This is a genomic window from Enterococcus sp. DIV0682, assembly GCF_051712685.1.
Taxonomy (GTDB): domain Bacteria; phylum Bacillota; class Bacilli; order Lactobacillales; family Enterococcaceae; genus Enterococcus; species Enterococcus faecalis.
Window position 1 is genome coordinate 295253 of the sequence record NZ_JBIOPK010000001.1, and the last position, 22176, is coordinate 317428.

A 22176-nucleotide genomic window follows, 5' to 3' on the forward strand; every position below is an offset into this window, starting at 1 on the left:
GATTCTTTTTGTTAAAATAAGTATAACTTGTTTTTTATTCGATTGTTTAAAAAAATGTACTTAACAAGTACATTTTTTTGTCTCCTTAAAAGTTATTTCTGTAGTAAGTTACATATATCGCTCAAATTTCATTTGAATGAGAAATTACTTACCACAAAGGAGTTAAAAAAATTGAAAAAAACAACCTTATTTTTATTTATGTTCTTTTTCCTAATGACTATTTTTAGTATAGACGTTTCCGCAGAAACATACAATTTTAACTATAAAAATGACGAACAAGGTCATTATTTAACGAACGGAATTAGTGAGGGAGACACAAACAATTATGATTATGGTCATGCCCCTGAAGCGACATTTGACGAAGAAAAATATGTGAATTATGGAGATGAAGCTTATTTGAAGAAAAGTGTGGCGGCTGTAACAGGCCAGCAAGGGCTTTTTAATGTGACTTTAGATGTAAAAGGAAATCAGACAGAAAGCCCTATTGATCTAGTGTTAGTGATTGACTATTCTTCATCAATGAAAGGTGAAAAATTAAACAACGCTTTGAAAGGCTTGCAACAATTCGGCGAAGAACTATCAGATTCATTAACAGATGGTCATGTTCGAATTGGTATTGTTGCCTATAATCGACTAACTTACTCCACCGCGGATTTTTCTACAGACATGAATGACTTAGAAGACTTTTTAAGAAATACAGCCGAACCACATTCAGGTACATTTATGCAAAAAGGCTTGCTAGAAGGGCAACGTCTATTGGCTGAAAAAAGTCGTCCAAATGCAAAAAAGATGTTGGTTCATATTGGTGATGGTAGTGCAAATGCTAGTTTTTTACCTAGAGAAAATGCTCAAAGCTATCCCAATAATGGTGAAATTATCGATTACAACGGTTACCATACATCGTCCTACATGGAAGAGTTTCAAACAGAATCCAATCAGTACTATACAAGTAACAGTGCTTCTACTGATGCTAACGCTATCCAAACAAACAGTACAACAGTGACAGATAATACGTTAGGAACCATTGTTTCTCTAAAAAAATCAGGAGATACTTATTATTCAATTGCAGCTAATCCTTCGTTAAGAGGAGAGTATATTAGTAGGAATATAGCTTCTGATCCTAAAAATTATTTGATTATTGATGAAAATTTATCTGGTTTGGGCACTGCACTGAAAGAATTAGCTGGGAGTATCAATAATACTATCCATGAGGGGCTCATTATCGATCCAATGGGAGAAAATATTCTTTTACAAGGTGCTGGGAATTTCACAGAAGATAACTACCAACTAAAAGGTTGGCGAAAAATGCCAACGGGTGAATGGTTAGAGGCTAGTGACTTATTGACTGATGTCGTAGTTACAGAAGAAAATCAAGTGCTCCATATTTCTACTATTTCATTAGGAAAGAACGAACGTTTAACATTAACTTATCAGATTAGATTGAACACAGAAACAAATGATTTTAAAGGAGATACATGGTTTTTATGTAATGATCGTACTACGTTACAACCAACTCCAGAAGAAGAAACAGTTGATTTTCCGATTCCAGCAATTAAAGCACCTACTGTACAATTAAAATTGATTAAGAACTGGGAAAATATTACAGAAAAAGAAATTCCAGAAGCAATTCAATATCAAGTAACTCGAAAAGCGACAACAGATGAAACTGCTTGGTCCACTTCAGAAGTCATGCAATTAACCCAAAAAGAAGGCTATCAAAAGCTGATTAATCAAGTAACGGTTAATGGCGCAGAAGTAGCATTACCAAAGTTTAATAACAGGGGTGAAGACTTTGTATATCAGATAGAAGAAGTGAACGTGCCAGCTGAATTTGACAGTATAATGACAAAGACAAAGGATGAATTTATCCTTACAAATCGTCGTAAAGAAGTTGTTTCCAGCACAACAGATACAAGTACGAATGAGTCTTTAAGTTCTGAGACTGCTACGACAAATTCGAGTGCTGAAAAAACAATTGTTGTAGAAACTACCACAACAACCTCAGAACTCAAGAATAATAATTTCTCAGCAGAGACGAACACAACAGCAAAAAAAATAACGAAGGCTACCCCCAATGATAGACATTTGCCAAAAACAAACGAAACCCAGAAATTTCAAAGAGTATTCTTACTATTAGGTGGTTTGTTGGTAGGTTTATCTGGATTCTATTTACTTAAGCAGAGAAACTAAAATAATTCTTTAAATAAAGCAATAAAAGGCGGCTCAACGAAGCGGCCTTTTTCTTGATTCATTACCAAAATATAACGAATTTTGTAACAAAAACGTTTAATAAAAAGAAGGAAAAATGATTAATTTTACGAAAAAAAGCATATATCGACAAAAAAGAAGCAAAATTTGAATAAAAAAAGAAAAAATATGAAAAAAAATCGAAGAATTGTTTAACAATTGAAAACACGTGAAAACCAGTAATGGCAAGGTGTAAAAGCCTTACAAAAGGTAAGTTTACCTATTATGGAGAAAGAAGGAGTGATCTGAAATGTTTTTGTAACATTTCTATTGCTTAATTGAAATATGGGTGTGGTAGAATGTTTTTGTCGTAAGAAAAGATTAAGATATTTTAAATAAACTTTAGAAATTAATTCGGAGGAATGACAAGTGAAGAAACGTCTATTTGCATCAGTATTACTATGTTCATTAACGCTATCAGCAATTGCTACCCCAAGCATCGCTTTGGCGGACAATGTTGATAAAAAAATTGAAGAAAAAAATCAAGAAATTTCATCATTAAAAGCAAAACAAGGGGATTTAGCTTCACAAGTATCTTCTTTAGAAGCAGAAGTATCTTCAGTATTTGATGAAAGCATGGCTTTACGTGAACAAAAGCAAACACTAAAAGCAAAATCAGAACAATTACAACAAGAAATTACAAACTTGAATCAACGTATTGAAAAACGTAACGAAGCAATCAAAAATCAAGCACGTGATGTTCAAGTTAATGGACAAAGCACAACAATGCTAGATGCAGTTTTAGATGCGGACTCAGTTGCAGATGCAATCAGCCGTGTTCAAGCTGTTTCAACAATCGTAAGTGCCAACAACGACTTAATGCAACAACAAAAAGAAGACAAACAAGCGGTTGTTGATAAAAAAGCTGAAAACGAGAAAAAAGTGAAACAACTTGAAGCAACAGAAGCTGAATTAGAAACAAAACGTCAAGATTTACTTTCTAAACAATCTGAATTAAATGTAATGAAAGCTTCATTAGCATTAGAACAATCATCAGCTGAAAGTTCTAAAGCTGGCTTAGAAAAACAAAAAGCAGCTGCTGAAGCAGAGCAAGCACGCTTAGCTGCTGAACAAAAAGCTGCAGCTGAAAAAGCTAAACAAGCTGCTGCAAAACCAGTTCAAGCTAAAGCTGAAGTAAAAGCAGAAGCACCAGTTGCCTCTTCTTCAACAACAGAAGCGCAAGCACCAGCAAGCTCAAGCTCAGCAACTGAATCAAGCACGCAACAAACAACTGAAACAACTACACCAAGTACAGATAATAGTGCAACAGAAAATACTGGCTCTTCTTCATCAGAACAACCAGTACAACCTACAACACCAAGTGATAATGGAAATAATGGTGGCCAAACTGGTGGTGGAACAGTTACACCAACACCTACACCAGAACCAGAGAAACCAACACCACCAACACCAACACCTTCTGCTGATCCAACAATCAATGCATTGAACGTTCTACGTCAATCATTAGGTTTACGTCCAGTAGTATGGGATGCAGGTTTAGCAGCTTCTGCAACTGCTCGTGCAGCACAAGTTGAAGCAGGTGGTATCCCAAATGATCACTGGTCTCGCGGAGATGAAGTTATCGCAATTATGTGGGCTCCAGGTAACTCAGTAATCATGGCGTGGTACAATGAAACAAACATGGTAACAGCTTCAGGTAGCGGTCACCGTGATTGGGAAATTAACCCAGGTATTACACGTGTCGGTTTTGGTTACTCAGGTAGCACAATTGTAGGACACTCTGCCTAATCAGCAATGATAAAAATAGACGTAAGCAGCTTCTGAAAAGAAGCTGCTTTTTTCGTTACTATTTCATCCGTCTCCGTTGACAAATTTGCTAAACGTGGTATTCTAATTATAATCTAATAATTTCCGTTGAATAGGAAAGTAAATGCAAGACAGCTGGTAGAGAGACTTTGGTTGGTGAAAAAAGTTAGATGTCTGTATCGAAAAATGGCCTAGGAGGAATTTTTGTCGAAACGTAGGCAAAAACGTAATGTCTTTCGTTAACAAGACCGCTGATTATGATTGTCAGTTGAAGGGAAAGAGTCATCTTTCCGAAAAAAGGTGGTACCGCGATAATAATCGCCCTTTTACTAGTTACGGCTAGTAAAAGGGCGTTTTTTTATAAATAAAAATAGGAAAGAGTGAGGCAAATGAGTAGTCAGATTCCTTTTACAGTTGATCATGTGGGAAGTTTTTTACGTCCAGAAACAATTAAGAAAGCACGGAAAAAGGTCCAAGCAGGTGCTTTATCTCAAGCAGAGCTACGTCTTATTGAAGATGAAGAAATCAAAGCATTAGTAGCAAAACAAAAAGCTGGCGGCTTACGGGGAATCACAGATGGTGAATTTCGTCGCGGTTTTTGGCATATTGATTTCTTAGAAGGATTAAATGGCGTGACAGGCTATATTCCAGAAACGGGGTATAACCAAACCTTTCATGGAAAAGCAGCTCCGGCCTATAATATCCGCGTAGTGGATAAAATATCTTTTCCTACGCAACATCCATTTTTAGAGGACTTTTCATTTTTAAAAGAGGTGGTGGAAGTTGGTGATGGCACGGTAGCCAAAGCAACGATCCCTAGTCCGACCATGATTTTACGTCAAGAAATTTTATCCAACGACGGCACCTCGCGCATTCAAACAATTTATCCAGAGATTGGTGATTTTTATAAGGATTTAGCACAAACATATAAAGACGCAATTGCGGCCTTTTACGAGAGAGGTTGCCGTTATTTGCAATTTGATGATACAAATTGGGCGTTTCTAGCGGATCAGACAAAACAAGAAGAATTACGAGCAAAAGGAATACAGCCAGAAGAAATTGCACAAGTGTGTACCATGATTATTAATGAAGCCTTAGCTGGCAAGCCAGAAGATTTAACTGTAACCACACACATTTGCCGTGGGAACCATGCTTCGTCTTGGTTATTTTCAGGTGGTTATGAACCGATAGCAAAAGAATTATTTGCTACGAATTATGATGGTTTCTTCTTGGAATATGACTCAGATCGTGCAGGGGACTTTTCACCATTAAGACATTGGCAAAATAATGGCAGCAAAGTCGTTTTAGGTTTAGTTACTTCTAAGTTTCCTGAATTAGAAGAGACTGAACAAGTGAAAGCACGAATTGAAGAAGCCCAACAGTTTGTTCCTTTAGAAAACTTAAGTATTAGTCCGCAATGCGGTTTTGCTTCAACGGAAGAAGGAAATCGTTTGACGGAGAAAGAACAATGGCGCAAAGTTCAATTACTTCAAGAAATTGCTAGAGAAGTATGGTAAAAAAACTGGGACATAAGTCTAAACGGCTTATGTCCCAGTTTTTTCATTGTATTATTTTAAATATTGATCTTTAGTAAAATTCGTGTGTTCATACTCGCCGTTGTCACCATAAAAGCGGTTATAGCGTTGTTTGAATTTGCGGAATAAATAAATGACTGTCACTTTAACTAGGCAATACATTGGAATCCCAAAAATAACGCCCATTAAACCAAACAGTTCGCCCATAACTAACAAGACAAGTAAAATAGTAATCGGATGGACTTTTAATTTATCGCCCATCACACGAGGAATAACAAAATCACCATGAATCAATTGGATGGCAAACCAGACGATAACAAATTTAACTACCATAAATGTGGAATCCTGAAAGGCAATAATCAATCCAGGAATAAAGGCAATAAATGGCCCGATATAAGGAATAATACATAAAATACCCGCAGCTAAAGCTAAAATGCTACCAAATTGTAAACCAATTAATAGAAAAGCTGGCCAATACATAATCCCTAAAACCAACGAAGCAATGACTTGACCTTTTAGATAATCGCCAATTTGAATGTTGGCAATTTGGCTATATTCGTCAAAATCAGGACGAAAAGCTGGGGGAATGATGCCTTTTACAAAGCGATAAAACTTTTCTTTGTCTTTTAAAAGGAAAAAGGCGATGATAGGTCCTGTAAACAAGGTTAGGAAAGTAGAAGAAACTGCAGAAAAGACGCTTCCCAGACCTTGTGCGCCTGTTTGTAGGTAATCCCCTGCAAAGTCTTTAAAGGAGTTTGTAAGTTTGCCCCAGAGCTGATTAATCGACTCATTAGCAGATTCTAAATCTTTTGCAAAAGGTGTTTTAGCCATAAATTCTTGTACTGTTTGGAGCGTGCTTTTCCAAAAACTTGGGAATTGTTTGATTAATTCTTCCGTTTGGTCTTGGATAATTGGGAAAAGTTGCAGTCCAGCTAACACTAGTAATGCAATAATTAAGACATAGAGAATCGCAATCGCCCAAACACGGGGAATTTTTTTCTCAAGGCGTTTCACCATTGGATTAAGCAAATAAAATAGAATAATACCAAAAAGTACCGGGCCTAAGACGGCACTAAAAATAACAAAAATTGGTTTAAAGATAAATGAAACAGTGTTGAATAAAAAGATAGTTACAGCAATTAGACAAAGGATAGTTAATGTGTAAAGTAAATTTTTCCCACCTAAAAAGCGGATCCACTTGGTACTTTCTTTATCCATAAGTTGCTCCTTTCGTTAAGCTTTATTTCTAAAATGACCAATAATTTCAATGACACCCATGAAAATCAGGATAAATCCAAAGACTTGCATCAAAACTAAGAGACTTTTGAAGGGGTTGAAAACTAAAACAGCTCCAGCGATTAAAACCAGAATACTGTAGATAAGCGCGCCTGTTTGACGAGTATTTAAAGCAAAAGTCAATTGAACGAGGCCGTTTATAACAATGCTAATCCCTAATAAAAACGGCAGAATCGAAACGATCACTGGTGCAAAAAATAAAAAGGCTACTGCTAAGACGACAAAGATTAAACCTGTTACGAAACCAAGTCCCCAGCTACCCGTTTGTTTTTTTATTTTGTAGTCATCATAAATATTAATTAACCCTAAAAGCATCAAATAACCAGCAATTAAATAACCGACGAACTGGAAGAAAGCACCGGGATTAAAGACAATGGCACTTCCGATAACGATAAAGACGGCGTCGCGCAATAGGGTATGGCGCCGAAAATTTTCTCTAAAAGTTTGGAACATAAAAATCCTCCTCAATGTTATTGTTTCTTTTATTCTAGCGGAAAAAAGAAAAAAGTGCGAGTGGTAGCTCTAAAAAGTGTTGGAAACTGTGTCTTTAGAAAAAATAACATTAAAAATTAAAAAAGTCTTACAAATGAGCGAAAATTGGCATATAATGGAAAGTGAAATTTTATTTTAAGAAGGAGAGATTTGATGGATTTATTACCTTTATTAGGCGTATTGATCGTCATTGTCGGCTTCGCATTGAAATTTGATGCTATCTTGATTGTGATGGTTGCTTTAATAGTGACGGCTTTTACTGGCGGGCTTGGTTTGACATCAATGCTAGAAACACTAGGAACAACCTTTGTGAATAATCGAGGCATGGCTATCTTTATTATTATTATGTTAGCAACAGGAACGTTAGAGAGAAATGGCTTGAAAGAGTCAGCGGCTACGTTGATTAAACGATTCAAAAAGGTATCTGCTGGTGTGATTATTGACATTTATGGTGTCTTTCGGATTATCTTCGCCGCTTTTAACGTAAGTTTCGGTGGGGTAGCAGGTTTTGTGCGTCCGATTATTTTGCCAATGGCGTTAGGAACAATTGAATCAAAAAATTTACCAATGGTGCCAGAGTATGAAGAAGAACTAAAAGGGATGGCTTCAGCCATGGAAAATATCTGTTGGTTCTTTGGTCAAGTTCTGTTTGTTGGTGGGGCTGGGGCATTGCTTGTTCAATCAACATTGAAAGATTTAGGCTATGAAGTGACATTAGGTAAATTGGCTTTAGTGGAAGTACCAGTCGCCTTAGTTGCCTTAATTTCGGCAAGTATTTACTTTACTTTAAAAGAAAAAAGATTACGTAAAAAATATTATGGACAGGAGGGACTGAAATGAGTTTTTTCACAGATCCAAGTATTGATTTGAGTGCAAAGTTATTGGAAGTCCTTTATATTTTTATGGGTATTATCTTGTTATATACAAGTTTTCGTAGTTTTCGTGATAAAACCAATCAACATGCGTATGGGACTAGTTTATTCTGGGGGATTTTAGGGATCTTAATCGGTTTTGGTCGGTTTATTCCACCAGTTGCCTGTGGCGTACTTATTTTTGTGATGACAATTCCGGCAATTCTTCAAAAAGTGACAAAAGGAGAAAGTCGCTTACCTTCGAAAGAATACATGGAAAAAATGTCTCAAAAATTAGGAATGAAGATTTTTATTCCCGCACTAAGTATCGGGGTTTTTGCAATTCTTTTTGCCACATTGACTACTTTAGGAGCTTTAGTCGGTGTCGGTGTTGGTGTCTTTGTAGCGATTTTCATCATGATGTTCTTTTCTAAAAATAATACGCCGAAAGTATTTTTTGATGATGCGGCGGAAATGTTAGAAACAGTCGGTCCTCTTAGTACGTTGCCAATGCTATTAGCTTGTTTAGGTGCTGTTTTTACTAGCGCTGGTGTTGGTGAGATTATTTCAAAAGGGGTTAGTGCCGTAGTACCAGCAGGAAATGTCAATGTAGGGATTATTATTTATGCTGTGGGAATGGTTATTTTTACGGCTATCATGGGCAATGCCTTTGCAGCAATAACCGTGATGACAGTCGGAATTGGTGTGCCGTTTGTCTTTTCTTTAGGTGCAGATCCCGCATTAGTTGGGATGGTTGCCTTAACATGTGGTTTTTGTGGTACACTGTTAACACCGATGGCTGCGAACTTTAATATCGTACCTGTAGCCATGTTGGAAATGAAAGATAAGTACGGCGTCATTAAAAATCAATTGCCGATTGCACTCTTCATGTTAATTTTCCAAATTGTTTATATGATTCTATTCAAATAAGAAAGGATGATCGAAATGAAAGTTGTCGTTACTGGCTTTGATCCATTTGGAGGAGAAGCAATCAATCCTGCCTTTGAAGCAGTCAAAAAATTACCTGCTGAAATTGCAGGAGCTGAAATTATTAAAGTTGAGGTGCCAACTGTTTTTGGCACTAGTGGTGAAAAAGTGGCTGAAGCAATTGAAACCCATCAACCAGATATGGTGATTTGTGTTGGACAAGCAGGCGGCCGCCAAACAGTCACTGTTGAAAAAGTGGCGATTAATTTAGCGGAAGCGCGTATCCCGGATAATGCAGGACAACAACCAAGCGATGTGCCATTGGTTGAAGATGGAGCAACAGCCTATTTTACAAATTTACCGATTAAAGCGATGGTAAAAAATTGTCATGACCATCAATTACCTGCAGCGATTTCTTATACAGCAGGAACCTTTGTATGTAATGATATTATGTATCACTTACTACACTTAATTAACACTAAATATCCAACTATTCGTGGCGGATTTATTCATGTTCCGTTCCTACCAGAACAAACAATTGATAAACCAACGTTTGCTTCTATGTCATTAGAAGCAATCACAGATTCTTTGTTCTATATGATTGAAGCAGCGGTAAAAACGCAAGAAGATATTCAACTACAAGGTGGCACAACCCACTAATTAACTGGCGCTTTCGTGAGAACGGAGGCGCTTTTCTATTTTTACAAAAAGAAAAAGTAATTTTTGTTGGCGTGTGAAAAAATTTTTTATGCTATTTTCGTTGACAAGTCGGTTTCTTCTTGGTATATTGAGATTCATAAATTATTAGCCCAGTAGGAAATAGATGTTTTGTTCAGAAAGTCGATGGTTGCTGCGAATCGATCAAGTCTATTTGTGAATTACACTAATAAGTAGTGACAATTACATAATACATAAGCGAGAAGCAAGTAAGCTTCTAATTAAGGTGGTACCACGGAGAGATTCGTCCTTATTCTTTAAGGATGAATCTCTCTTTTTATGTAGCTTTAGGAGGCGTTTTCAATGAGTTGTGGAGGGGTTATTCGTTATCATAAGATCCTTTAATGTCAGAGTATTCAGAAAAAAGATTAGAGGAGAGTAACGAAATGAAAGAAAAACAGAAAAAGAAGACCGTGAGTGTTCGAGAAGCAAGTATCGTGTTATTAATTATTGTGGCAGCTATTGCAACAGGAGTAATTGGCTTAAAGATATCGCCAAATATTACTATTTTGTTTGTGATTGCATTGATTTTAGGCTACGCAATGTTTCGTAAAGTACCATTTGATCAAATGCATAAAGGGATTGTTGATGGCTTGAAGCCAGGAATTATTCCAATTTTTATTTTCATTTTAGTGGGGGCATTGATTGCCGTTTGGATTCAAGCAGGAATTATTCCAACGATTATGGTTTTTGGTTTTAAAATGATTAGTGTTAAATGGTTTGTGCCGTCAGTTTTTATTGTCTGTGCGATTGTCGGCAGTGCAGTAGGTAGTGCTTTTACAGTGATGTCAACAATTGGAATTGCCTTTTTCGGTATTGGCAGTACCTTAGGGTTAAATCCTGCTTTAGTTGTGGGGGCGATTGTTTCTGGTTCAGTTTTTGGTGATAAAATGTCACCTTTATCAGAATCAACAAACTTAGCCGCAGCGATTGTTGAAGCGGATTTGTTTAAACATATAAAAAACTTGATGTGGTCGACTGTACCAGCATTTATCGTCTCTTTAATCTTGTTTATGATTTTAGGGCAAACGTACGCGAATACTAGTCTGACAGAAGTAGTCCAAGTTATTCAAGTATTGGAAGACCACTTTACCATTTCCATTTGGTCATTGTTACCATTAGCCTTAATGTTAATCTGTGCCTGGCGCAAAATTCCAGCGATTATCACGATTTTGTTGAACATTATTGTGGCAGTAATTATGATTATTATTCAAAATCCGAAAGTATCGTTGCAGGCATTAGGAAACACATTGGAAAATGGGTTTGTTTCTCAAACGGGGAACGCACAAATTGATCAATTATTAAGTCGTGGCGGGATTATGAGTATGATGCCGACTGTGGCACTTATTATTCTAACGTTGTCTCTAGGTGGCTTATTAATGGAATTAGGATTGATTTCTGCGGTCATGGAAGTTGTTTCGCAGAAAATGAGCAGTACACCGAAATTGATTTTATCAACGTTATTAACAGGAATTGGCGTAAATATTTTTATTGGTGAACAATTCCTATCGGTTATTTTACCAGGGAATGCCTTTAAAGAAGTTTACAAAAAAGAAGGCTTGGATCCGACTGTTTTAGGCAGAACCTTGGAGGATGGCGGGACGGTTATTAATTACCTCATTCCTTGGGGGATTGCAGGTAGCTTCGTAGCGGGGACCTTTGGCGTACCAACGTTGACTTACTTACCATTTGTTTTCTTTAGCTTATTATCGCCGGTCTTCTCAATGGTCAGTGCGTTTACTGGTTTAGGGATTAAGCGGTTATCAGCAGAACCTGTTACCGAAAAATAGGTTGATTAAAATAGAACAGTTGATGGGGAATACTGTAGTTTCTCTCTGTCAATTGTTCTATTTTTCTTGTAAAAAAGGTTGCATTTTTAGAAAGAAACAGTTATAGTTGACTAGTCAATTGTTGACGAGTCATCTTTTTAAGGAGGAAACTATGTCGTTATCATTACGGGAAGTCAGCCAATTATTATGTCAGTTAAAGGTATTAGATCAAAAAATTACCAAAGTTTTTGAAGAGCAAGTTGGCTTGAGTTTGACTCGTTATGAGTTGCTGATGATTTTAAAAGAACGTCAGCCGTGTCTTCAAACGGAGATTCAAGAACACTTAAAAATCGATAGTGGTGCGGTCACTCGCCATTTGAAAATTTTAGAAGAGAAACAGTATGTGACACGACAGCGAAATCCAGAAAATAATCGGGAAGTGCTAGTGCATTTAACAGAAAAAGCACAACAAGAACTACAGCAATGTACAGCCAAGCAACAAACGGTAACAGAAATTATTCCCAGTACATTTACAAAGGACGACTGTCGCCAATTAAAAGAACTTTTGACAAAACTAGATCAAAGCATTACAACGAAAGAGGTATGATAGAATGACAACATATACAACGAATGATTTTTCAGAGATTGTTTTTGGCCGCAAATCGGTTCGGGTGTACGATGAAACCCATAAAATTTCTCATGAAGAAATGTTAACAATGATTCAAGAAGCGACCACTGCCCCTTCTTCTGTTAACATGCAACCATGGCGTTTTGTCGTAGTGGAAAGTGAAGCAGGCAAAGAAAAATTAAAACCCTTAATTCGCTTTAATACGCGTCAAAATGAAACATCTTCTGCAATGCTCTTAATTTTTGGTGATCTAAACTGCCATGAGCGAGGAGAGGAAATTTACAATCAAGCCTATGCTAGTGGTAAAATGCCTAAAGAAGTGCGGGACCAACAATTAGCAGCCATTATTCCCCATTATGAAAGTTTAAGCAGAGAACAAATGAATGACATCGTAAAAATTGATGCGAGTTTAGCAGCTATGCAATTTATGTTAGTGGCCCGAGCTCACGGATATGAAACAAATCCAATCGGTGGTTTTGAAGCGGAAAAATTAGCCGAAACATTTGGTTTAGATCAAGAGCGCTATGTCCCAGTAATGATTTTATCTGTGGGTAAGGGCATGGAAACTGGCTATGAATCTGTTCGTTTAGCACCAGAAAAAATCACGACATTTGAATAGGCAATAAAAAATGACGGCGTACGCTTGCATTAACCAACTTTCTTAAAGAAAGTTGGTTAATGCAACAGCGATGCCGTCATTGTCGTTGGATAAAGTGACTTCCGTTGCGATGCTTTTAAGCTCGTCAACGGCGTTTTCCATAGCAATCCCCGTGCCGGCCCATTCCAACATTGTATAATCGTTGTGACCATCACCAAAAGCAATTACTTCTTCAGCAGCTATACCTAACTGTAGGGTTAGTTTTTCTAAAGAACGCGCTTTATCAATATTTTTAGCGGTAAATTCAAAATAGAAAGGAGCGGAAAAAGCAGCGGTGACGGTTTCTTTGAAAGGCGCGTAGATAGCCTCATGATATTTTTGTAAATAGGCGGGTTCACCAGCAATTAAAATTTTGTTCAAGGGAAAGTTTAGTCTGGCGGCTAAATCACGCCACTCACATAATTGAAAGTTGCCGCCCCGTGATTCATATTCAATAATATTAAAATCACCAGTCTCTAAATGTAAGGTGTTATGAAAAACATCATTGACATACATAAATGTTTCATCATTAATCATTGGAATTACGTCAAATTGTTTCAAATGTTCTAAAATTTGTTGACTCAATGATTTTGAAATTGTCTGGTTAAATAGTTGTTGCTGACTGCCATGATGGGTGACACAAGCGCCGTTATAGGAAAGTAAGTGTCCATTATAATGAGCCATCTCCAATTCATCTGCTAAGGGCCGCATACCGTTAGTCGGGCGGCCAGAAGCCAAAATCAGTGAGAGGCCTTGTTTTTGTGCAGCTACTAATGCTTGTCGCGTTTTTGGTGAAATCTTTTTTTCTGAAGTTAATAAGGTACCATCAATATCCATTACAATTGCTTTGATTGCCATAATTGGCCTCCAATCCGAAGAGTTTCTTTCTTTTAGTATAAAAGTTTTTTCTATTAATGTAAACGGATTCTCTTGTGAGGTGTATAAAAGAATTATTTTACAAAAATCTATACTATTTTTTTGTGAAATTTCATATAATAGAAGTATTCTAATTATCTACATAGAGAGCGAGGGACAAGGAATATGAAGGAAAAAGAAATGCATTCGCTCTTTTTTAAACATAAGTTTGTGAAAGTAACTCCCTATTTACGTCGTTTTGGTCATCGTTTGAGTGGGATGATTATGCCAAATTTGAGTATTTTTATTGCGTGGAGCTTATTGTCTTTGGTGGCTGGCTATACGACAGGGAATCTACGGCTAGCTCTTTCTGAAGTCGAAACGATAATGATTCGAGTTGTTTTACCGATTTTAATTGGTTTTACAGGCGGAAAAATGTTCGAGGAACAACGTGGCGGCGTTGTTGCTGCTATTGCGACAGTGGGCGTGATTGTTTCCACAGATGTTCCACAGTTGTTTGGTGCTATGTTTATTGGCCCTTTAGCAGGATATACTTTCGCCAAAATTGAACAAATTTTCTTACCGAAAGTTAAAGAAGGCTATGAGATGCTGACTAAAAACTTTTTAGCAGGAATTGTGGGAGGACTGCTTTGCTGTTTTGGTATTCTGGTTGTAGCTCCTACTGTTGAAAGCGCTAGTTTTTGGCTGTATCAATTTTCTTCTTGGTTAATTGAAGCCAATCTTTTACCATTGGTTCACGTTTTCTTAGAACCCTTAAAAGTGTTATTTTTTAATAATGCGATTAATCATGGCTTATTAACGCCTCTAGGTTTAGAAGGTGCTAGTCAAACAGGTCAGTCCATTTTATTTTTATTGGAAACAAACCCTGGACCAGGCGTGGGCGTTTTGGTTGCTTTTCTGCTGTTTGGTCCTGTAGGACAACGAAAAACAGCAGGAGGCGCCACCATGATTCAATTGATTGGGGGTATTCATGAAATTTATTTTCCGTTTGTTTTGATGGATCCGCGCTTATTTTTAGCAGTAATTGCTGGAGGAATGAGTGGTACGCTTGTTTTTCAAATATTTAATGTGGGGCTAAGTGCTCCAGCTTCGCCAGGTTCATTGGTTGCGATTTTAGCCAATGCCCCGACTGATGCAAGGCTGGCGGTTTTTAGCGGAATTTTTGTTAGCTTTCTGTGCTCTTTTGCAATAGCAAGCTTGTTATTAAAACGTCAACGAGGAACTGAACCAGTTTCAATGATAAAGATGAAGGAGAAGGAGGAAGACCAAGTGGAAACAGTCACACCTAACTATCAGCAAATTTTATTTGTTTGTGATGCAGGAATGGGCTCAAGTGTCATGGGGGCTAGTTTGCTAAGCCGACAATTAAAAGCTGTGGACTTGGAGATACCTGTGACTTACCAGTCCGTTCATCAGATGAAGTGGAAGCCTAAGACATTAGTGGTCATTCAAGCAGAATTGAAACAGTTAGCACAAAAGTACGTCCCAGAAAAGGATATGGTGAGTGTTCAAAATTTTTTAGAAATTAAATCCTATTACCCGCAAGTTTTAGCCAAACTGACTGCTTCTTCTCAAGAGCAATCTTCACTTGGTTCAGAGTCTACTGAAACGAACCCGATAAAACAAATACAGAAGCTTGTTTTTTTATATGCCGAGAATGTTCGAGGATCGCAAACAATGGGAATGGAATTATTGCGGCAACAAGCGGCGAAACAAGGAGTCGCGATTGAAGTATCTAAAGAACCACTGGAAACAGTCTTTTTTACCAAGGAGACAACCTACGTAGTGACTCGTGAACTGGCGCAAGCCTATCATTTAGATATAACGCAACAAAATTTATACGTAGTTACTAGTTTTTTGAATAAGAAAGAGTATCAAGAATGGCTGGAAGGAGGAGCTGATAGATGTTTTTAACGACAAGAGAAACTGTTCTATTAACGGAATTAGTGAATAGTCCCACCCCCGTTTCAGTAAACCGCATGATGAATTTGTTAAAGGTTAGCCGCCGGACGGTATATCGTGAATTAGAAAATTTAGAAACCTCGCTAGCATCGATGGGCGCGACGTTGGAAAAAGTAGCTCGTGGGCGCTTTTCGATTCAAGCAGATGAAGCAGCGATGACGGAAATTCAGGCTGCTATTTTAGGAGAAGAGACACAGGAACTTTCTACTTTGGCGCGGCAACATGCGATTTTATTGACATTACTTCAAACAAAAGAGCCAGTCTCTATGCATTATTTTCTGGAAACGTATTGTATTAGTAATACGACTTTTTATGCCGATATTAAACAATTAGAAACACGGATTGCTCGGATTCCGTTGACGATTTCTCGGAATCAAGGCTATGAAGTGACTGGTTCTGAAAAATATCGCCGTCTTCTAATGGCGAATATTCTAAGTATGGAAATTAATGAGTACCAATTTTTTCATTTTACCGAATTAACAACAAACGACCATTTTTTCTTTCAGTTTATTCATGCAGAACATTTAGCATTTGCACAAAAAATTGTTCAGCCAGAAGTAGAAACTTTATTTCCAGCATTAAGTGATCGCAAATTACAACATTTGATTTTAATGTTAACAATTGCGATGGATCGGGTCACTGCAGGTTTTTATTTAGCTGATGAGACCTATACTGGGCAGATGAATAAGGCCTTTCTAAATTGTTCTAAACGACTTTTTTCAAAAGTCGCTGCTGAAACAAAACAACTATACGCTGTCAGTGAGATTGTTTTTTTTGCTAGCTTATTAAGTGATTTTTCTAATTCTTTTGATGAAGATTTTTTTGATGAACATTTTGACACTCAGCTGGCTTATGCAGTGAAACAACTGATTGAAGCAGTAAGTCAAGAAACGGAAGTTAATTTTTTCGAAGATACCAATCTGTATAAAATGTTGTTGACGCATTTATCAGGTGTTTTTTCTCGGGCGGTTTTACAAGAAGAAGATTTAACGAATCCCATTTTAGAACGGATTATGAATCAATATCAAGAAATAGCTGCGGCTTTACGCCAAGCGTTGCCGCAAATTTTTCCGCAAAAGAATTTATCGGAAGAGGAAATTGCCTACATGGTACTTCATTTTGCCAATTCTTTAGAGCGGAGTCCCAAAATTATGGAAGTTGATATTGCTGGTTTTTCTCCTAGCGGTTTGGCTTCGACAAGTATGCTGGAAATGCGATTACGGCGCTACTTTCCTTTTATCAACCAGATTCATTTTTTTCGGATTGCGGATTTAGGTAAGGTGAATGTTGAGGAAAACTATGACTTAGTGATTTCCACTTCGTTATTACCAGGATATAACGGTAAATATAAATTGATCTCACCGTTACTTTTAGACGATGAAATCCGCCAATTGAAAGAAGAGTTTAAGCGGATTAGTCACGAAAAACGCTCGCTTAGGAAAGCGCCTGTGAAAAAAATAGGTGGCGAAGAAAGCTACGAAACAGTGGTCGCTTTCATGGAAGAAATTAGTAAACTATTAGAAACATTTTTCATAGCAGATTTAAATAATCAAGCGGATTTAGCAGAAACCGTTCAACAAGCTCTCGCGCAACTTTCCGCAGATTTAATCACCGATAGTGCAATCGTCTGTCAGCAATTGATGAAACGTTACGAGCAAGCGCCTATTGGGATTCCTCAGACGGAAATGGCCTTATTCCATACCTCAAGTACAGCAGTGACACAGCCTGTTTTTTGTATTTTTAATCTGGCCCAGCCACTTATGATTGAAGGTATGGATAAAAAGCCGATGCAGTTACAACGTATGTTACTCATGCTAGCGCCAATGCCGATTGATGAAACAATCGGGAAAATTTTAGGAAAAATCAGTGGTGCGATTATTATGAATGATTTAAATACAGAAATTTTTCATTCAGGAAATGAAGCCATTGTTTATCAGTTGCTTTCGTCATTATTAATTGAAGAAATGAAAGGCTAGGTGTTGAGAGATGTTTGAAATTACAGCGGAGCAAATAATGTTGAATCAATCGTATGCTAGTTGGGAGGAAGCACTTGCAGCTTCTGGTGAATTACTGCTAAAAAATCAGTTGGTCACGCCTGACTATGTCAAAGCAATGTATCAACGTCAACAAAAAGTCAGTGTGTATATCGGTAACTTCGTGGCATTGCCTCATGCGGAAGGACAAGATGAACAAGTTTTAAAAGAAGGGATTTGCTTTATTCAAGTGCCTGATGGGGTCAACTTTGGTACGGAAGCAGATCGAAAAATAGCTACTTTGTTATTTGTCGTTGCTTTAAAAAGTCAACGGCAACTAAGCATGCTTCAAGAATTAGCTTTTTTCTGTTCAGATCTCGAAAACATTCAGCGGCTCAGTGATTGTCGAACAATAGATGAAGCGCAAAAAATTCTGGCTCAAGCCTAAAGTTACGTCTGAAAAAATCAATTCAATTTGAAATGTTCAATAATTATTGAAATAATTTTATATTAAAAAATAAAATATTTTAATTTGATAGATTAAACAAAAAAGATAAGAAGATTCCTTGACAAAAAATAGGCCCTATGATAAATTTAAAGTAACTTGTGACAAAGTCGTGCATGGATGCACTAAAAAGACACCCTATTGTGGTAGGGTGTCTTTTTTTGCTGTTTAGACAGCAGCGGTTGGAAGCAACTTGTTTATTCCTCGTTCTGTTTTTCCAACCAAATGGTTACAAGTTTCAGGACAATCCCGACAAAAATCGGCACAAGAATTTTTGTGACAATCTCGTACATGTGATGCACCTCCTTTCGAGGCAAGTCGCCAATTTGAGTATAGCATAAAAAGTTGTTCATTTATTATTTAAATTATTAGAAATGGAATAAGCGCGTGTTTTCTGGTTTTCGTAACGAGAGAACACGTGCTTTTTTCTTTCAACTTTTGGCACAATGGTTTGTGCCAAAGTACGACTTTTTCCAGATTCGGAAAGCGGATACAATTTAGTCAACAAGAAAAGTTACTTGAGAGAAGGGGAATAAAAATGGAACAAGTACCAGAAAAAAATAAAGTATCAATTAAAGCAAAAGTCCAAAGACTTGGCAGTACCTTATCTAGCATGGTGATGCCCAATATCGGGGCGTTGATTGCGTGGGGCGTTTTGACAGCGCTATTTATCCCAGATGGATATCTGCCAAATAAAGCCTTTGCCACGATGGTTGGCCCAATGTTGACCTATTTAATTCCATTATTAATTGGCTATACTGGTGGGAAAGTAATTGCAGGTGATCGCGGTGCCGTAGTTGGCGCAATTGCGACAATGGGCGTGATTGTGGGAACCGATATTCCGATGATGCTAGGTGCCATGATTATGGGTCCACTTGGTGGCTTTACAATTAAGAAATTTGATCAGTATTTCCAACATCGGATTAAAGCTGGTTTTGAAATGTTAGTAAACAATTTTTCAGCTGGATTGATTGGTTTTGCATTAGCTTTACTTGGTTTTTCAGCGATTGGCCCAATTGTCGATGCGCTGACTGCTGCAATGGCACGTGGTGTGGAAATCATTTTAAATGCTCATTTGATTCCATTAACGAGTATTTTTATTGAACCGGCAAAAGTGCTCTTTTTAAACAATGCGATTAATCATGGCATCTTAACACCCTTAGGGACAGAACAAGTCTTATCAGCTGGCAAATCAATTCTTTTCCTATTAGAAGCAAACCCTGGTCCTGGGTTAGGTGTCTTATTAGCATTTATGTTTTTTGGAAAAGGTGCGGCAAAATCTTCTGCGCCGGGAGCAATAATTATTCATTTCCTTGGTGGTATCCACGAAATTTACTTCCCATATGTAATGATGAAACCGTTATTATTCTTATCGGTTATTGCAGGTGGCGCGACAGGTAGTTTGGTTTTCCAAACGTTAGATGCTGGTTTACGTGCGCCCGCTTCACCAGGCTCCATTATAGCTATTTTAGCGATGACACCAATGGGTTCTTACTTACCAGTTATTTTAGGTGTTTTGGCAGCAACTGCTGTTTCCTTTGCAGTATCCGCAGTCATTTTAAAAGCAGATGCGAAAGAAGAAAGTGATGAATTTGCCCAAAAAGTGAAAGAAACCCAAGCTGCTAAAGCAGCATCAAAAGGATTAACTGTCACAAATGGTAGTGCTTCATTGTCAGGAATTCAACAAATTATTTTTGCTTGTGATGCTGGGATGGGCTCTAGTGCAATGGGGGCGTCTATCTTACGGAAAAAGGTCCAAGAGGCTGGTTTAGTACAAACTGTGACGAATCGGGCTATTAATAATTTGACCGATGAGGGAAATACATTGATTGTCACACAAGCGGAATTGCAAGAACGGGCCAAACAGAAAGCACCTAATGCAACCTTTGTAGCAGTTGAAAATTTCTTGAACTCACCACGTTATGATGAAATTGTGGCTGAACTATCAGGTACCAAAGAAAAAAACGACGCACAACCAACAGCCTCCAAAGCAACACCTGCTTCTGAAATTGAGGGAGATTTAGCAAATGTCAATGAAATTCTTTTGGTTCACGATGACCGTGTCGGGTCAGCAACGATGGGAATGAAAGTCTTAGAAGAAATTTTAGATAAAGAGAAAATTTCAATGCCGATTCGAAAAATTAATATTAATGAATTAACTCAACAAACACAGGCTTTAATTGTCACAAAAGCTGAACTAACGGAACAAGCCCGTAAAAAAGCCCCGAAAGCGACACACTTATCAGTAAAAAGTATGGTTAATCCCCAAAAATATGAAACAGTGGTTTCGCTCTTAAAAGAAAGTGCCTAGAGAGGAAGAAAACAATGGAAAATCTTACGAATATTTCAATTGAATTAAATCAACAGTTTAATACAAAAGAAGAAGCTATTCGCTTTTGCGGCGAAAAACTAGTCGAGGCAGGCTGTGTTGAGCCCGCTTATATCGAAGCAATGATTGAAAGAGACCAATTGCTATCTGTTTATATGGGGAATTTTATTGCCATTCCTCATGGAACAGAAGAAGCCAAAAAATTAGTGAAAAAATCAGGAATCTGTGTAGTGCAAGTCCCAGAGGGTGTTAATTTTGGCACCGAAGAAGATGAAAAAATTGCTACCGTATTATTTGGGATTGCCGGAGTCGGTGAAGAACATTTGCAATTAGTCCAACAAATTGCACTTTATTGTAGTGATATGGATAACGTGGTGCAACTTGCCGACGCATTAAGTAAAGAAGAAATAACAGAAAATTTAGCCATTGCTTAAAGGAGAGAATAAGAATGAACGCAGTACATTTTGGAGCAGGAAATATTGGACGCGGCTTTATCGGCGAAATTTTAGCTAAAAACGGGTTTCATATTACGTTTGTGGATGTTAATGAAACCATCATTCAAGCGTTAAAAGAACGTAAAAGTTATACAATTGAATTGGCCGATGCCTCACATCAACAAATTAACGTTGAAAATGTGACCGGGTTAAATAACATGACAGAACCAGAAAAAGTGGTAGAAGCAATTGCGGAAGCCGATTTAGTCACGACGGCAATTGGTCCCAATATTTTACCAAGAATTGCTGAATTAATTGCTCAAGGAATTGATGCACGTGCCGAAGCAAATTGTCAAAAGCCGCTGGATATTATCGCTTGTGAAAATATGATTGGTGGTTCAACCTTTTTAGCAGAAGAAGTGGCCAAATATTTGAAAAAACCAGCTTATGCTGAACAATGGATTGGTTTTCCTGATGCGGCGGTTGATCGGATTGTTCCATTACAAAAACATGAAGACCCACTTTTTGTTCAAGTTGAGCCTTTTTGTGAATGGGTCATTGATGATACCAACCGAAAAGCCAAAGAGATTCAGTTAGAAGGCGTTCATTACGTTGCTGATTTAGAGCCGTATATTGAACGAAAATTATTTAGTGTAAACACTGGCCATGCTACAGTTGCCTATACAGGGGCGTTGTTAGGCTATCAAACCATTGACGAAGCGATGCAGGACGCCTTAGTGGTAGCACAACTCAAATCAGTTTTGCAGGAAACCGGTAAACTTTTAGTGGCTAAATGGAATTTTGATGAACAAGAACATGCAGCCTATATTGAAAAAATTATTCAACGTTTCCAAAATAAATATATTTCAGATGCTATTACACGTGTAGCACGGACACCAATCAGAAAATTAGGTGCGCAAGAACGGTTTATTCGACCAATCCGTGAATTACAGGAACGCAATCTAGTGTCGCCGCATTTATTAGCAATGATTGGTATTGTCTTTAATTATCATGATCCAGAAGATGAACAAAGCCGTCAATTACAGGAAATGCTTGACCAAGAAAGCGTTGATACAGTGATCGCTGAAGTAACGGGCATTGAAGATCCAGAAACGGTTAAAAATATTAAACAAAACGTAGAACGCTATGCGCGACCACAAGTAGCATAATAACAAAATCCTTCTACCAAGATACTTCACATTTCTTAATTAAAGAAAAAAACAACCGCTCA

Annotated in this window: 20 protein-coding genes and 2 other annotated features; of the genes, 15 read left to right on the forward strand and 5 right to left on the reverse strand. The window is 37.5% G+C overall.

Annotated elements, in window-relative coordinates; genetic code table 11:
- Nucleotides 1-54 precede the first annotated feature (54 nt).
- On the forward strand, nucleotides 55-2190 hold the full coding sequence (locus IGK96_RS01525) for a vWA domain-containing protein (protein ID WP_002366085.1): 2136 nt from the start codon (nucleotides 55-57) through the stop codon (nucleotides 2188-2190).
- Between the two features lie 61 nt (nucleotides 2191-2251).
- On the opposite strand, the gene IGK96_RS01530 is transcribed toward IGK96_RS01525, so the two are convergent.
- Entirely contained in the window at nucleotides 2252-2431 is a 180-nt protein-coding gene (locus IGK96_RS01530) for a hypothetical protein (RefSeq protein ID WP_002386074.1), read from the reverse strand.
- 185 nt (nucleotides 2432-2616) lie between these two features.
- Between IGK96_RS01530 and IGK96_RS01535 the strand changes: the two genes are divergently transcribed.
- Together IGK96_RS01535 and IGK96_RS01540 are read left to right on the forward strand one after the other, a co-directional pair.
- Nucleotides 2617-3996, forward strand: a complete 1380-nt coding sequence (locus tag IGK96_RS01535; protein WP_085443033.1) for a PcsB-like coiled-coil domain-containing protein — start codon at nucleotides 2617-2619, stop codon at nucleotides 3994-3996.
- Nucleotides 3997-4113: 117 nt separating this feature from the next.
- Nucleotides 4114-4343, forward strand: a binding site (T-box leader).
- Nucleotides 4344-4403: 60 nt separating this feature from the next.
- Nucleotides 4404-5531 (forward strand): 5-methyltetrahydropteroyltriglutamate--homocysteine S-methyltransferase, encoded by a 1128-nt coding sequence (locus tag IGK96_RS01540; RefSeq protein WP_085443032.1) that lies wholly within the window; start codon nucleotides 4404-4406, stop codon nucleotides 5529-5531.
- Between the two features lie 51 nt (nucleotides 5532-5582).
- Here IGK96_RS01540 and IGK96_RS01545 read toward each other — a convergent pair whose 3' ends face one another.
- On the reverse strand, nucleotides 5583-6767 hold the full coding sequence (locus IGK96_RS01545) for an AI-2E family transporter (protein ID WP_010713586.1): 1185 nt from the start codon (nucleotides 6765-6767) through the stop codon (nucleotides 5583-5585).
- 15 nt (nucleotides 6768-6782) lie between these two features.
- The gene (locus tag IGK96_RS01550) at nucleotides 6783-7298 is read right to left on the reverse strand and encodes an HdeD family acid-resistance protein (protein ID WP_002381189.1); all 516 of its coding nucleotides are present in this window, start codon (nucleotides 7296-7298) and stop codon (nucleotides 6783-6785) included.
- A gap of 192 nt (nucleotides 7299-7490) precedes the next feature.
- Here IGK96_RS01550 and IGK96_RS01555 point away from each other — a divergent pair, with 192 nt between their 5' ends.
- The 6 genes from IGK96_RS01555 to IGK96_RS01580 all read left to right on the forward strand — a co-directional run bounded on the left by IGK96_RS01555 (nucleotide 7491) and on the right by IGK96_RS01580 (nucleotide 12848).
- Nucleotides 7491-8177 carry a DUF969 domain-containing protein gene (locus tag IGK96_RS01555; protein WP_002355265.1) on the forward strand — a complete coding sequence of 229 codons (687 nt, stop codon included), beginning with the start codon at nucleotides 7491-7493 and terminating at the stop codon, nucleotides 8175-8177.
- Nucleotides 8174-9118, forward strand: coding sequence for a DUF979 domain-containing protein (locus IGK96_RS01560; protein ID WP_002355267.1), 945 nt, complete (start codon nucleotides 8174-8176; stop codon nucleotides 9116-9118). Before IGK96_RS01555 ends, IGK96_RS01560 begins: the two co-directional genes overlap by 4 nt.
- 15 nt (nucleotides 9119-9133) lie before the next feature.
- A complete protein-coding gene (gene pcp / locus IGK96_RS01565) occupies nucleotides 9134-9775 on the forward strand; it encodes a pyroglutamyl-peptidase I (protein ID WP_002355269.1) in 642 nt (213 codons plus the stop codon).
- Nucleotides 9776-9911: 136 nt separating this feature from the next.
- Nucleotides 9912-10087: a binding site (T-box leader), on the forward strand.
- An 89-nt stretch (nucleotides 10088-10176) separates the two neighbouring features.
- Nucleotides 10177-11622 (forward strand): Na+/H+ antiporter NhaC, encoded by a 1446-nt coding sequence (gene nhaC, locus IGK96_RS01570; protein WP_002383673.1) that lies wholly within the window; start codon nucleotides 10177-10179, stop codon nucleotides 11620-11622.
- A gap of 151 nt (nucleotides 11623-11773) precedes the next feature.
- Nucleotides 11774-12208: a MarR family winged helix-turn-helix transcriptional regulator gene (locus IGK96_RS01575; protein ID WP_002362972.1), complete on the forward strand. Its 435-nt coding sequence runs from the start codon at nucleotides 11774-11776 to the stop codon at nucleotides 12206-12208.
- Between the two features lie 4 nt (nucleotides 12209-12212).
- Nucleotides 12213-12848, forward strand: a complete 636-nt coding sequence (locus tag IGK96_RS01580) for a nitroreductase family protein (protein WP_002358386.1) — start codon at nucleotides 12213-12215, stop codon at nucleotides 12846-12848.
- A gap of 42 nt (nucleotides 12849-12890) precedes the next feature.
- Here the strand turns inward: IGK96_RS01580 and IGK96_RS01585 are convergent, their stop codons facing one another.
- Nucleotides 12891-13724: a Cof-type HAD-IIB family hydrolase gene (locus tag IGK96_RS01585; RefSeq protein ID WP_002379058.1), complete on the reverse strand. Its 834-nt coding sequence runs from the start codon at nucleotides 13722-13724 to the stop codon at nucleotides 12891-12893.
- A gap of 183 nt (nucleotides 13725-13907) precedes the next feature.
- Between IGK96_RS01585 and IGK96_RS01590 the strand changes: the two genes are divergently transcribed.
- Genes IGK96_RS01590 through IGK96_RS01600 form a run of 3 tightly spaced genes read left to right on the forward strand, consistent with a single transcriptional unit; the run spans nucleotide 13908 to nucleotide 18125 of the window.
- Nucleotides 13908-15656, forward strand: coding sequence for a PTS transporter subunit EIIC (locus IGK96_RS01590; protein WP_162780852.1), 1749 nt, complete (start codon nucleotides 13908-13910; stop codon nucleotides 15654-15656).
- The gene (locus IGK96_RS01595) at nucleotides 15647-17680 is read left to right on the forward strand and encodes a BglG family transcription antiterminator (protein WP_002355275.1); all 2034 of its coding nucleotides are present in this window, start codon (nucleotides 15647-15649) and stop codon (nucleotides 17678-17680) included. Before IGK96_RS01590 ends, IGK96_RS01595 begins: the two co-directional genes overlap by 10 nt.
- 10 nt (nucleotides 17681-17690) lie before the next feature.
- Entirely contained in the window at nucleotides 17691-18125 is a 435-nt protein-coding gene (locus tag IGK96_RS01600; RefSeq protein ID WP_002358391.1) for a PTS sugar transporter subunit IIA, read from the forward strand.
- 254 nt (nucleotides 18126-18379) lie between these two features.
- Here the strand turns inward: IGK96_RS01600 and IGK96_RS01605 are convergent, their stop codons facing one another.
- On the reverse strand, nucleotides 18380-18475 hold the full coding sequence (locus tag IGK96_RS01605; protein WP_015543884.1) for a type I toxin-antitoxin system Fst family toxin: 96 nt from the start codon (nucleotides 18473-18475) through the stop codon (nucleotides 18380-18382).
- Nucleotides 18476-18720: 245 nt separating this feature from the next.
- Here IGK96_RS01605 and IGK96_RS01610 point away from each other — a divergent pair, with 245 nt between their 5' ends.
- From IGK96_RS01610 to IGK96_RS01620, 3 genes are read left to right on the forward strand one after another with little or no spacing between them, the layout of a single operon-like run.
- A complete protein-coding gene (locus IGK96_RS01610) occupies nucleotides 18721-20493 on the forward strand; it encodes a PTS mannitol-specific transporter subunit IIBC (protein WP_002405272.1) in 1773 nt (590 codons plus the stop codon).
- Between the two features lie 14 nt (nucleotides 20494-20507).
- The gene (locus IGK96_RS01615; protein WP_002355279.1) at nucleotides 20508-20945 is read left to right on the forward strand and encodes a PTS sugar transporter subunit IIA; all 438 of its coding nucleotides are present in this window, start codon (nucleotides 20508-20510) and stop codon (nucleotides 20943-20945) included.
- A gap of 14 nt (nucleotides 20946-20959) precedes the next feature.
- Entirely contained in the window at nucleotides 20960-22114 is a 1155-nt protein-coding gene (locus IGK96_RS01620) for a mannitol-1-phosphate 5-dehydrogenase (RefSeq protein WP_010775146.1), read from the forward strand.
- Nucleotides 22115-22176: the final 62 nt, after the last annotated feature.